This is a genomic window from Halopseudomonas xinjiangensis (assembly GCF_900104945.1).
Taxonomy (GTDB): Bacteria; Pseudomonadota; Gammaproteobacteria; order Pseudomonadales; family Pseudomonadaceae; genus Halopseudomonas; species Halopseudomonas xinjiangensis.
Genome location: NZ_LT629736.1, coordinates 2,099,934 through 2,111,553, shown reverse-complemented (window position 1 = coordinate 2,111,553; position 11,620 = coordinate 2,099,934). Strand labels below are relative to the sequence as shown.

Sequence of the window (11,620 nt, the reverse complement as noted above, 5' to 3'; positions counted from 1 at the left end):
CGTGCGTGCGTAGCGCACCAGAAAAAGCTGTATAGTCAGGGCATTGCGCAAACGGAGCGATCGTTACATGGCTGCTGCCCTGGCCCTGCTCAGCAAGCTGCTACCGCTATACATCACTGTGGGTCTGGGCTGGCTGGCCGGGCGCTATCTTCAGGCGAGCGGCAAGCATATAGCGGGAATCATGCTGTACATGGTGACGCCGGCGGTCATCTTCGCCGGGGTGATGAACGCACCGCTGAGTCCGAGCGTCGTCCTGCTCCCGCTGCTGGTGTACGGCTTCTGTACCATCGTTGCGCTGGTGCACCTGTGGATTGCGCGACGCTGGTTGAGCGAAGCAGCGAACATGATCCCGCTCACCGTCGGCACGGGCAACACCGGGTATTTCGGCATTCCTGTCGCGCTACTGCTCTTTGGAGAAGAAGGCGTCGGCCTGTATATCGTCTGCATGCTCGGGACGACACTGTTCGAGAACTCGTTGGGTTTCTATCTCGCAGCGCGGGGCCGCTTCGGCGTGCGCGATTGCCTGCTCAAGGTCATCAGACTGCCATCGCTTTACGCTTTCTTCCTCGGCGTCACGCTGAATTTTGCCGAGATCGGCATTCCCGCGATCATGCAGCCGCTGTTCGACAACCTCAGGGGCACCTACAGCATCCTCGGCATGATGATCATCGGGATGAGTATCCTGTCCTTGCAGGGTCTGGCTGGGGATCTGCGTTTCACCCTGCTGGCCTTTATCGGCAAGTTCATGGCATGGCCACTGCTGGCGTTTGCCTTCTGGTGGGTGGACAGCCGTTGGCTGGGCGTTTATGACCCGGCGATTCACCGTTCACTGTTTCTGGTGTCGATCACCCCTATCGCAGCCAATACAGTGGTTATCGCCACGCTGCTGGACACCTCGCCGCGGCAGGTTGCCGGAACGGCCTTGCTGAGCACGGTATTCGCCTTGCTGTACATACCCCTAATGGTGTCGCTGTTCGTCAGCTAGCGGGCCGGATCAAAGCGGCAACGCCAGATAGAACTGGGCGCCCTGGTCCGGGCGCGAATGCACGCCGATGTGGCCCCCGTGCAGCTGCACGATCTCCTTGCATAACGCCAGCCCCAGCCCGGCCCCACCTTTCTTGCGCCCTATCTGCACGAAGGGTTCGAATACGCGAGCCTGCTGGCTGTACGGGATACCTTCCCCGTTATCCTTCACGCTGATGATCACCCGTTCGCCCTGTCGCCAGGCCTGCAGGCGTATGTGGCAGGCTTCCTTGCAATGACGGAGCGCATTGCCGATCAGGTTGTCCAGCACACGCTCGATCTGCAGTCGGTCGAGCGAGACGATCGGCAACTCCTCATGCAGCTCAACCTCCAGTGCCACACCTTTTTCTTCGGCCTGGGCAATGAAGCGCTGCTGCGTATGAATCAGCAGTTCGCGCACATCGCAGGGAGTCACGTCGATTTTCTGCAAGCCGTTCTGATAGCGGGAGAAGTTCAAGAGGTCATTGATCAGCTTGACCAGTCGACGCATTTCTTCGTCAACCGTGCGCAGCAGATCCTGCTGTCGCGGGCCGAGCGAGGCAAGCTGTTCCTGCAGCAGGCTGAACGCCATATGCATGCCAGTGACCGGAGTGCGCAGCTCATGCGATGCGCGCAACACGAACTCGCTTCGGACACGCTCGAAGGCGCGGTCTTCGGTAACGTCGCGAACCACCATCACCGCACCGACGATACGGTCTACATCGTTGCTGACCGGTGTCAGGCTGTACGTAAGCAATCGGCTTTCACCGTTCGCCTCGATATCCAGGTCCTCCACAGCCTGTTGCAACGACCCGTGGACGAGCACCTGGGTTAGTTGCTCGTCGAGCTCCGGCCGGGCAAGCACCTCGCCCGGACGTAGCCCGATAGCGCCCTCATCCCAGCCGAGTTGCCGTTGTGCTACCGGATTGAAGTGCTCGAGGCAGCCTTCCCGGTCGAAGATCAACAGCCCATCATTGATACTGTCGAGTACCGCCTGCAGGCGCCGCTGCTCAGCTTGCAACGCCTCGACATCGCTGTTCTTGAATTCGCGCAATGCTTCGGCCATCAGGCCGAAACGACGGCTCAGCGCCGAGAGCTCGGCGACAGGTGACAGCGGGAGGATCACTTTGAAGTCACCTCGGCCTATCTGGTCGGCCGCTCGGGCGAGCGCTTCGATCGGTCGTCCGAAGCGCTGGGCGATGCTGTGGGCGGTGATGAAGCCGATCAGTAGAACGGCGATGCCGATCAGGCCCAGGAGCGCGGCCATGAGCCAGGCGCGTTCGCGCGATTCGGCGTCTGCCGCCTGGACCTCGGACAGATAATGCATCTGCACGTCGTTGATGCGATCGCGCATTGTCGTCAGCGCTTCGCCGAGCTCATCGGTATGCAGCAGTTGTCGACGGACATCATAGGGACGGCTCAACACATCGCTGAACACCGTATACGCGTGTTCGATCTCGTCGAGCGCGCGCTCGTCTTCTTCGGTCATTGCCGCTGCGCGGGCGCGCACCAGCCATCCACGGAATCGGTAATCGGAAGCGTTGAGTGCCTCCCGATCGAGTCGCTCGCCGATGATGAGTACGAATTGCGTACCGATTTCCTTGCGCATGCCCATGGTCGCGTCGATCAGGTTAATGTTGCGCGACATCACTTGGCTCTGGGTCTTCGTCAGCTGAAGTACGCTGAAGATGCCAAGGAGCAGGCCGAGGAGGGCTACCGTCAACAGGGCACTGGTGCTGACGAATAGCCGGTTTCTGAGGTTCATAAGCCGAGCTGCTTGCGCTTTCGATATAGCGTGGAGGCGTCAATTCCCAAGGTGCGTGCGGCCTGGTCCAGCGTTTCGCTATTGGCCAGGACTGCAGCGATATGCGCTTTTTCCAGCTCCAGGAGGCTCATTTCTGCGCCGATCTTCGGAGAATTGCTCGGCGCCGCTTCGCCAAAACCGAGATGAGTTATCTGTACGCTTTCGAGCGGGCAGATAATGCTGGCGCGTTCGATGACGTTGCGTAATTCTCGGATGTTGCCGGGCCAGTGATACTTGAGCATGGCATCGCGCGCTTCGGCCGAGAAGGCGCGGGCAGGGCGGCCATACTCCTTGACGAAGTGAGCGAGGAAACGATCCGCAAGGTCGAGAATATCTTCGGTCCGCTCGCGCAAAGGCGGCAGGTTGACCGTGATCACGTTGAGCCGGTAGAACAGGTCTTCGCGGAATTTACCCGCCTTGACCATTTCGGCGAGGTCGAGGTTCGTGGCGGCGAGAATCCGGACATTCGCATGACGGGTGACGGGGTCGCCAATCCGCTCGTATTCCTTGTCCTGGATGAAGCGCAGGAGTTTGGGCTGCAACGACATCGGGAAGTCGCCGATCTCATCCAGAAACAACGTGCCGCCATCGGCCTGGCTCACCCGCCCCAGCGTACTCTCGTTGGCTCCGGTGAAAGCCCCGCGCGTATGACCGAACAACTCGCTTTCCATCAACTCGCCGGTGAGCGAGGGGCAGTTGATCGTCACGCATTCTTTCTTGGCGCGCTTGCTCCAACGGTGAATGGCTCGGGCCAGCTCTCCCTTGCCGGTACCTGACTCGCCGAGAATGAGGACATTGGCGTCGGTGCCCGCCACCTGACGCGCCGTTTCCAGAACCCCCATCATCGACGGGCTGCGCGAATCGAGGCCGTCATGCGGCCTGCGTACCTCGCCTTCCAGCGCTTCCAAACGAGCTGCCAGTCGACGAACCTCCAGTTGCTTGGAGGCGGCGAGGCGGAGTTGATCAGGCGTACAGGGTTTGACCAGGTAATCCATGGCGCCTGCCTGCATGGCGTCCACGGCCGTATCCACGGCGGAGTGAGCGGTTACGATGACGACCCGCATCCAGGGCGCCTGGATGCGCATCTGCGCCAGCACATCGAGACCATTGTCATCGCCGAGGCGCAGATCAAGGAAACAGAGATCAAACACCTGTTGTTGCAGCACGGCTTCTGCCTGCGCCGCGCTGTTGGCCGTCGCGACCTCGTATCCTTCATCTTCGAGACAATAGCGAAAGGTACGCAAAATCGCCGACTCGTCATCGACCAGAAGAATCCGTCCGTTTTTTGTTCCCGCTTCGTCCATCGACCCCACTCCAGCGAAAAGTTATCCCCGTTAGTCAGCGCAGTTTCGTGCAAGTTGCACGGCGCTCGGCGCCGCACCTTGCAAAGTGCATGCTGGCATCGGTGTAGTGGCACTCGCAAGCCCTTGAAATGCAGGGGTATTAGTACGCCTACGACTTGGCACGGGTGTTGCGAGTATAGGACTAAAGGCGCGTCGGGCCTAGTGGTTTGAGGGCTGAAGACCGGTGTCAGGAGCGGCCGCGGGGGCGACTAAAAGACCGCACCGACACATGAGACGTCTCGTTTTTGACTGCTGGTCAGACATGCAGAGCCCACAAGGCTCGAGATGCGACGAAATCGTAATCCACACGAATCAGTACAACATTCAGCCGACTGTAAACATCGGTCGGTAGCTAAGGAGATTCAGGATGAGCCACCGTTTGTTTGGTCTTGCAATGATGGGCAAAGGACTTTTCGCCGGTGCGGCGCTAGCGATCGTTCTGCAAGGAGGGCAAAGCGTTGACGCAGCGCCCGTTGCACAGGAGCAGACCTCGGTGACCATCCGTACGATTCACTCCATCAATCTGCAGCCGGCGGGTTTGCCAGCCTCGGGTGTCGACGGTACCCTTACCCCTGATCAGGTAGCCAATCGCCATCGGCAAAGCTGGGTGTTCTGAGCGCCGCGGCGGGCCGACCTGGAAGGCATATAGCTTCCTTGTCTGGACGGAAGATGTCGAAATGGAATTGAGGAGGTCGCAATGCTGAGCTGGGCCATCACTTTTCTGGTCATTGCCATCGTCGCCGCAGTGCTGGGGTTCGGTGGGATAGTCGGCACCGCCGCCGGAATAGCCAAGCTGCTGTTCCTGGTTTTTCTCGTCATGTTCGTCGTGTCCTTCGTCATCGGGCGGCGACCACAACTCTAAGCTTTGATCAAGACACCTTGGGCCTGTGTACACCACCAGGCATCCGACCCCGAGGGGCGCCGCCGTCGGGCTGCCGATTTACCGGTTGTAACTTGGCGTCAAGCCGCTACAATAGCGCGGCCTGTCAATCAGGCGCGTTATGGTGGCCCTGTCGGTCCCCTCGCAACGATCCGCCGTTAACCCGGTCAGGCCCGGAAGGGAGCAGCCGCAGCGGCTTTGTCGTGTGCCGGGGTGTGGCTGGCAGGGCTGCCACCCAATTCCTCGGTTTCCCCTGTCGTTCGCTTGTTCCTGCGCTACCGCCTCGCTGATAGCCTCCATGTGCTCGTTCCAATGCTACGGTTCAACATCCATGATCCTGGCCGCAAGCCCCTCATGAGCACCCTAGAGCGTCGGAAGATGCTGTTTGAGTCAACGAAAGTCGAACGAAGCTCGCCAGAGGCGGTCTGAAGCATGAGCCCCACGGGTTCATATTAATCTGACATCGCGAGCGAAGGTTCACTCAAATGGCTGTAACTCCACCGTAGCGCAGGACGAAATCTCGACGAACGAATCGGCTGACACGAGTGTCCGCTGAACAGCTTGTCCTGTGGGAGATTTTTGAATGCGCTTTCGCGGAGATATCAATGGCTTGCGAGCCATTGCAGTCATAGCGGTCGTGCTTTTCCATTTTGGTGTTGCCGGTACCCAAGGCGGGTATGTCGGGGTAGATGTTTTCTTTGTCATCTCGGGTTTCCTGATGACCGCGATCATCTACAGTCGCCTGGAAAAGAATGCTTTTTCTGCGATCGAGTTTTACAAGGACCGCGCCCGTCGCATTATTCCGGCCCTCGCCTTCCTGTGTCTGTGTCTTCTGGTCGTCGGCTGGGTATTGCTGCTGCCGAAAGATTACGCCGAGCTATCCGAGCATGTTCTTGGCAGCCTCGGTTTCGTCTCCAATCTGATGTATTGGAAAGAGGCTGGTTACTTCGAGCAGGCCTCGCATGATAACTGGCTGTTGCATACCTGGTCGCTGTCGGTGGAGTGGCAATTCTACCTCGCTTATCCCTTGCTGATCCTCATTCTGCAACGCGTGATGCCGCTGCGCCGTACCCGCTGGGTCCTCGCTGGCGTCGCGTTGGCGTCGCTGGCGCTGTCGGTCTACGCCTCATCCCGTTGGCCGACGTCTGCGTTTTTCCTGCTGCCGACTCGCATGTGGGAGATGCTTGCGGGAGGTCTGGTATTTCTGTTCCCGTTTGCAGCCAGCCGACACGGCAGCCGCTGGCTGGAGCTCGGCGGTATAGCACTTATCGCCCTATCGGTGCTGGCGTTCACGGCAAACAGCGTCTGGCCCGGCTGGCTGGCCCTGGTCCCGGTGGTCGGAACCATGATGGTGATCTACTCGGCGCGGCATGAATCGCTGCTTACGGGCAACCGCGCCTCGCAGTTCCTCGGCAAGATCTCTTACTCGGTGTATCTGTGGCACTGGCCATTTGCAGTGTGGATCTACTACTTCGGTGTTGAGCGGGAGCCCGTCTGGGTCATCGCCGGCATGGCCGCGTCGGTTCTCTGCGGGTGGTTGTCCTACGTCTATATCGAGAGCATTGCCCAGGTAGAGAGGGGGCCATCGGTGACCCGTCCAAAGCCGCGGCCGCTGGTTCGTATCGGCGGCTCAATGCTGGCTGTAGGTGCCCTGGCCAGCGTTACCATGGCATCGCAAGGCTATCCCAATCGCCTCAGTGAAGAGTTTCGCAACGCCACTGCCGAACTGGTGCTCCCGCGAAAATCAAATGGATGGTGCTTCTATAACGTCGAGACGAATCCAGACAATGAAATTGGAGAGGATGGCCTTGCCTGTCATCTCGGCGCGCGTGACGGCAAGCTCGATGCACTGCTCTTCGGTGATTCCTTCGCCGGCCACTATGGTCCCTTCTGGGATGATCTCGGCCGCGAGAACGGACTGCGCATCAATGCGGTGTCCAGCAATTGGTGTTACCCGAGCGTGACCGACGATTTCACTGGCTATACCTCTGGTCCCGGATACGAACAATGCTTGATCAATCGTAGCTTCCTGGAGGATGAGATCGGACGTTACGACTTGGTCATCTACGCCGGCCAGTGGGGCGCGGTGTACGACAAGGATCAGATGGCCGGTGTCGTTCGGGCTATCGAATTGGCTGCTCAGCGCACCGGGTTGGTCGTGCTCATGGCCGCGCCGACTAACTACGACATCAGCGTGAAGGACATGTACGAACGCAGTCTGATGTTCGGCCGTCAGTTCGACATCACGCGGTTCGAAAAGACCCGGGACGACCCCGTCCGGGCAGCCAACGAGCAGCTCAAGGCGATTGCCGATAGATACCCCAACGTCATGTATTTCAGCCGGGAGTCGATGTTTCATGTCGCCGGCGTACCCTCGGATGTGACGGCAGAAAATGTGCCCTTCGGGTTGGACCAGTCGGGGCATATCAGTATCTATGGCTCGCGAAAAGCGGCCGAGGCCTTTCGTGAATCCAACGCTTATCGCGAGTTCATTGAGCGGACACGTCACCCGGCGCTGCTTGCTCGCGCCAGGCCGGACTGAGCGCCTGGCGCATCTCGCATTGTCGGACGGCTTTGGTTACAGTAGCCGCTTGCCCCAAAGCCGACCGGAATGCAGAACACGCCGATGAGTTATCAGGTATTAGCCCGCAAATGGCGTCCCCGTCTGTTTCGTGAAATGGTCGGGCAGACCCATGTCCTGCAGGCTCTCATCAACGCACTGGACCATAATCGCCTCCACCACGCTTACCTGTTCACTGGCACGCGGGGTGTGGGCAAGACCACCATCGCGCGAATCCTGGCGAAATGCCTGAATTGCGAGGTGGGTATCAGCTCGGAGCCGTGCGGTACCTGTTCGGCCTGTCGCGAAATCGATGAGGGGCGCTTCGTCGACCTGATCGAAGTGGACGCGGCCAGTCGCACCAAGGTGGAAGACACTCGGGAGCTGCTGGATAACGTGCAATACGCTCCCTCTCGGGGTCGCTTCAAGGTTTACCTGATCGACGAAGTGCACATGCTGTCCAGCCATAGCTTCAACGCCTTGTTGAAAACGCTGGAAGAGCCACCGGAACATGTGAAGTTTCTGCTCGCCACCACCGATCCGCAGAAGCTTCCGGTGACCATTCTGTCTCGCTGCCTGCAGTTTTCCCTGAAGAACATGCCGCCGGAGCGGGTAGTCGACCATCTTCGTCACGTGTTGACCGAGGAGACGATTCGCTTCGACGATGAATCGCTCTGGTTGCTCGGCCGCGCTGCTGACGGGTCCATGCGTGACGGTCTCAGTCTGACCGACCAGGCTATCGCTTTCGGCAACGGTACGCTCGAGGCCAGTCAGGTCCGGACGATGCTCGGCACCATCGATCATGGCCAGGTGTTCGGCTTGCTGGAGGCGCTCGCCGTGCATGATGCCCGAGCCCTGCTTGCCGCGGTGGGGGAGCTGGCGGAGCAGGGCGCGGATTTCGCCGGTGTTCTGGCCGAGTTGATTTCTACCTTGCAGCGACTGGCTATCGCCCAGGTGTTGCCGGATGGTGTGGATAACAGCCAGGGCGATCGTGAACGGGTAGTCGATCTGGCAGGACGAATCAGCGCCGAAGATGTTCAGTTGTTCTACCAGATGGCTCTGCATGGCCGCCGGGACCTGCCGTTGTCTCCGGATCCGCGCGGTGGCTTCGAAATGGCACTTCTGCGCATGCTCGCGTTTCGCCCGGCGACGGACAACGGGGGTGCGCTTCCAGCGGTAGGTCAGACGAGTCCCGGCTCGGGAAAGCCAGTGGGGCTCAGCCAGGCCAAGGCTGAACCCCAGGAGACCCGGCCAGCGAGCGAGCCGCCGTCTTCCGTGTCATCTGTGTCGTCCGAGTCCGTACCATCCCAGGCGGCCGATGGCGCCCTGGCACAGTTACGCAAGAATCTGAACCAGCCTTCGCGCGAGCCGCAGCGGGACATTCAGCCGCAGACGCGACAAGCCGCTCCACCGAAGCCTGTGGGAAAGCCGACAGCACCTGTGGAGCCCACCCGGGCATCGGAGGAACCTGCTCCCGCTGCAACGGCAACGGCTGCCCCCGCGAAGGGCACGTCCAATCGCCCGTTGAATGTCAGCACCCCTGTCAAACCTCCGGTAAACGAACCGCCGCAGGAGTGGTTGCAGACCGCCCCCATCGAAGCCCCAGAGGGGCCGGATGATGACGAAGAGGAACCGCTGGACCTGAGCGCCTATCTGAATGAATGGGACGTGGCAGGCGCGGTCGAGCCGGAGGCCCCGGTTATCGACAAGGGTGACGAGGTCAGTGACCTGCCGGTCGCCACCGGCCTGGCAGCGCAGTGGCTGGACTTGTTTCCCCGCCTGGTGCTGAGCGGACTGACGCAAAGCATTGCCGCCCATTGTCAGCTGATCGACAATCAGGGCGACGCCTGGCGTCTGCGGTTGGACCCGGGTCATAGCGCGCTGTACAACGAGAATCACCGCCAGCGCATCGAACGTGCGCTGGCCGAGCATCTCGGGCGCGAAGTGCATATCGACGTCGATATCGCCGCGCCCGATCAGGAAACGCCGGCCGTGGCGGCTGCGCGTCGGCGGGTGGCTCGCCAGCGCGAAGCAGAGGCGAGTATCCAGGCTGACCCGCTGGTACAACGGCTACGCGACGAATTTGCAGCACAGATTTGTGACGACAGCATCCGCCCCCTGGATGCATCAACCAGTTGAATGAGGACAGCATCATGATGAAAGGTGGCATGTCAGGCCTGATGAAGCAGGCACAGCAGATGCAGGAAAAGATGCAGAAGATGCAGGAAGAGCTGGCCAACGCGGAGGTGACAGGGCAGTCAGGCGCGGGTCTGGTCTCCGTGCTGATGACCGGCCGGCACGATGTGCGTCGGGTCTCGATCGACGACAGTCTGATGAGCGAAGACAAGGAAGTGCTGGAAGATCTGATTGCCGCCGCGGTCAACGATGCAGTGCGCAAGATCGAAACCAACAGCAAGGAAAAGATGTCTGGTCTGACCGCGGGCATGAACTTGCCCGACGGCTTCAAGATGCCGTTCTGAGCTGAACGAGATGAGCTTCAGTCCGCTGATTCGTCAGTTGATCGATGCGTTGCGAGGTCTCCCCGGCGTTGGGCCGAAGACCGCGCAGCGCATGGCGCTCAACCTGCTCGAGCGCGATCGTGACGTGGCGAGGCACCTAGCTCAGGTGCTGGAATCGGCGATGGACGGGGTTGGCTATTGCCAGCGGTGTCGAACGCTTAGCGAGACGGATATCTGCAACATCTGCTCGGATCCGCGGCGCGACGACAATGTGATCTGCATCCTGCAGAGCCCCGCCGATGTCTGGGCGGTGGAGCAGGCGGGGGGATTCCGCGGTCGGTATTTCGTGCTCAAGGGGCATCTGTCGCCAATCGACGGACGGGGCCCCGACGAGATCGGCATTCCTGCGCTTCTGGACAGTCTGACCGGGCGTGAGGTCGCCGAGGTGATCCTGGCGACGAACCCGACGGTGGAAGGGGAGGCGACAGCACATTACATCGCCAATCTGCTCAAGCCGCGCGGAATCAAGGTCTCGCGCATCGCGCATGGCGTGCCGCTCGGCGGGGAGCTGGAATTCATCGACGGCGGCACCCTGGCCCATGCACTGGCAGGGCGCACGCCGATACTCTGATTACTGGCCGAAGCGTCCTTCCCGGAAATCGCTCAATGCCTGCTCGATTTCCTCGCGCCGGTTCATCACAAAAGGTCCGTACTGGACGATGGGTTCACGCAAGGGTTTGCCGGCGATAACCAGAAACTTCGATCCTTCTTCTCCGGTAGTCAATTGCACGACATCGCCGCTGCCAAGCCGTCCGAGCTGCGCTTTCTGCAGGCGCGTCTGGCTTTTGTTTCCGTCCACCTGCACGGCACCTTCGTAGCAGTACAGCAGCACGTTCAGTTCATCGGCCACCGGCAGATCCAGGCGCTCGCCCGGCTGTAACAGCACGTCGAGATAAAGCGGCCGGGTGGTCTTGCCGGTTACCGCACCTGACAGCGTACGACCTTCAAGCGTTGGACTTCCGGCAATAACCTTGACCTTCCCGCCGCTTGCCAGGGTGACGAAGGGCACCTCGCCGGGCTGCAGGTCACGGTAGGCAGCCGGCTGCATCTTTTCATCAGCGGGCAGATTGAGCCAGAGCTGAAACCCACGCATCCGTCCCGAGTCCTGCTGCGGCATTTCCGAATGAATAATGCCGCGTCCGGCAGTCATCCACTGCACACCGCCTGGCTCCAGGAGGCCTCGGTTGCCTAGGTGATCTTCGTGCAGCATCCGGCCGTCGAGCATATAGGTGACGGTTTCGAAACCTCGATGTGGATGCGACGGAAATCCCCCGACGTAGTCGGCTGCTTCATCCGAGCCGAATTCATCAAGCATGAGAAAGGGATCGAAACGTTCGGGCTGCACTCCGCCAAAGATCCGGGTCAGCTTTACCCCGTCGCCATCCGACGCAGCGCGGCCACTGAGTGTTTCGATGACGTCGCGTTTGTTGGGAGAAGACATGTTGCGCACCTCCAAGAGAGATTGCGCCTAGTGTATGAGTGGGTTTTGAGATTTGATAATGCAAAAAACCC

10 protein-coding genes and 1 other RNA gene are annotated in these 11,620 nt (G+C 60.1%); 8 read left to right on the top strand and 3 right to left on the bottom strand.

The genetic code is table 11. From position 1 onward, the window contains the following. Positions 1–67: 67 nt before the first annotated feature. Positions 68–985 carry an AEC family transporter gene (locus BLT85_RS09645; RefSeq protein ID WP_093393840.1) on the top strand — a complete coding sequence of 306 codons (918 nt, stop codon included), beginning with the start codon at positions 68–70 and terminating at the stop codon, positions 983–985. 9 nt (positions 986–994) lie between these two features. Here BLT85_RS09645 and BLT85_RS09640 read toward each other — a convergent pair whose 3' ends face one another. Further along, positions 995–2,767: an ATP-binding protein gene (locus BLT85_RS09640; protein ID WP_093393837.1), complete on the bottom strand. Its 1,773-nt coding sequence runs from the start codon at positions 2,765–2,767 to the stop codon at positions 995–997. Then, positions 2,764–4,110, bottom strand: coding sequence for a sigma-54-dependent response regulator transcription factor AlgB (algB, locus tag BLT85_RS09635; RefSeq protein WP_093393834.1), 1,347 nt, complete (start codon positions 4,108–4,110; stop codon positions 2,764–2,766). Before algB ends, BLT85_RS09640 begins: the two co-directional genes overlap by 4 nt. Positions 4,111–4,516: 406 nt before the next feature. Between algB and BLT85_RS09630 the strand changes: the two genes are divergently transcribed. The 7 genes from BLT85_RS09630 (at position 4,517) to recR (ending at position 10,679) form a co-directional block, all read left to right on the top strand. Further along, on the top strand, positions 4,517–4,765 hold the full coding sequence (locus BLT85_RS09630; RefSeq protein ID WP_093393827.1) for a hypothetical protein: 249 nt from the start codon (positions 4,517–4,519) through the stop codon (positions 4,763–4,765). An 81-nt stretch (positions 4,766–4,846) separates the two neighbouring features. Then, positions 4,847–5,011: a DUF1328 domain-containing protein gene (locus BLT85_RS09625; RefSeq protein ID WP_093393824.1), complete on the top strand. Its 165-nt coding sequence runs from the start codon at positions 4,847–4,849 to the stop codon at positions 5,009–5,011. 149 nt (positions 5,012–5,160) lie between these two features. Beyond that, positions 5,161–5,257: signal recognition particle sRNA small type (gene ffs, locus BLT85_RS09620), an RNA gene on the top strand. 355 nt (positions 5,258–5,612) lie between these two features. Next, the gene (locus BLT85_RS09615) at positions 5,613–7,571 is read left to right on the top strand and encodes an acyltransferase family protein (protein ID WP_093393822.1); all 1,959 of its coding nucleotides are present in this window, start codon (positions 5,613–5,615) and stop codon (positions 7,569–7,571) included. Positions 7,572–7,655: 84 nt separating this feature from the next. After that, positions 7,656–9,728, top strand: coding sequence for a DNA polymerase III subunit gamma/tau (dnaX, locus tag BLT85_RS09610; protein WP_093393819.1), 2,073 nt, complete (start codon positions 7,656–7,658; stop codon positions 9,726–9,728). A gap of 14 nt (positions 9,729–9,742) precedes the next feature. Then, on the top strand, positions 9,743–10,069 hold the full coding sequence (locus BLT85_RS09605; RefSeq protein WP_093397608.1) for a YbaB/EbfC family nucleoid-associated protein: 327 nt from the start codon (positions 9,743–9,745) through the stop codon (positions 10,067–10,069). A gap of 10 nt (positions 10,070–10,079) precedes the next feature. Beyond that, positions 10,080–10,679, top strand: coding sequence for a recombination mediator RecR (recR, locus tag BLT85_RS09600; RefSeq protein WP_093393816.1), 600 nt, complete (start codon positions 10,080–10,082; stop codon positions 10,677–10,679). On the opposite strand, the gene BLT85_RS09595 is transcribed toward recR, so the two are convergent. Continuing rightward, positions 10,680–11,549, bottom strand: coding sequence for a pirin family protein (locus tag BLT85_RS09595; RefSeq protein WP_093393813.1), 870 nt, complete (start codon positions 11,547–11,549; stop codon positions 10,680–10,682). Positions 11,550–11,620 lie beyond the last annotated feature (71 nt).

Excerpts from the sequence above, each read along its gene's own strand:
- BLT85_RS09595 (WP_093393813.1), bottom strand. The coding sequence starts at position 11,549 with ATGTCTTCTCCCAACAAACGCGACGTCATCGAAACACTCAGTGGCCGC.
- recR (WP_093393816.1), top strand. The coding sequence starts at position 10,080 with ATGAGCTTCAGTCCGCTGATTCGTCAGTTGATCGATGCGTTGCGAGGT.
- BLT85_RS09630 (WP_093393827.1), top strand. The coding sequence starts at position 4,517 with ATGAGCCACCGTTTGTTTGGTCTTGCAATGATGGGCAAAGGACTTTTC.
- algB (WP_093393834.1), bottom strand. The coding sequence starts at position 4,110 with ATGGACGAAGCGGGAACAAAAAACGGACGGATTCTTCTGGTCGATGAC.
- BLT85_RS09615 (WP_093393822.1), top strand. The coding sequence starts at position 5,613 with ATGCGCTTTCGCGGAGATATCAATGGCTTGCGAGCCATTGCAGTCATA.
- dnaX (WP_093393819.1), top strand. The coding sequence starts at position 7,656 with ATGAGTTATCAGGTATTAGCCCGCAAATGGCGTCCCCGTCTGTTTCGT.
- BLT85_RS09640 (WP_093393837.1), bottom strand. The coding sequence starts at position 2,767 with ATGAACCTCAGAAACCGGCTATTCGTCAGCACCAGTGCCCTGTTGACG.
- BLT85_RS09645 (WP_093393840.1), top strand. The coding sequence starts at position 68 with ATGGCTGCTGCCCTGGCCCTGCTCAGCAAGCTGCTACCGCTATACATC.
- BLT85_RS09605 (WP_093397608.1), top strand. The coding sequence starts at position 9,743 with ATGATGAAAGGTGGCATGTCAGGCCTGATGAAGCAGGCACAGCAGATG.
- BLT85_RS09625 (WP_093393824.1), top strand. The coding sequence starts at position 4,847 with ATGCTGAGCTGGGCCATCACTTTTCTGGTCATTGCCATCGTCGCCGCA.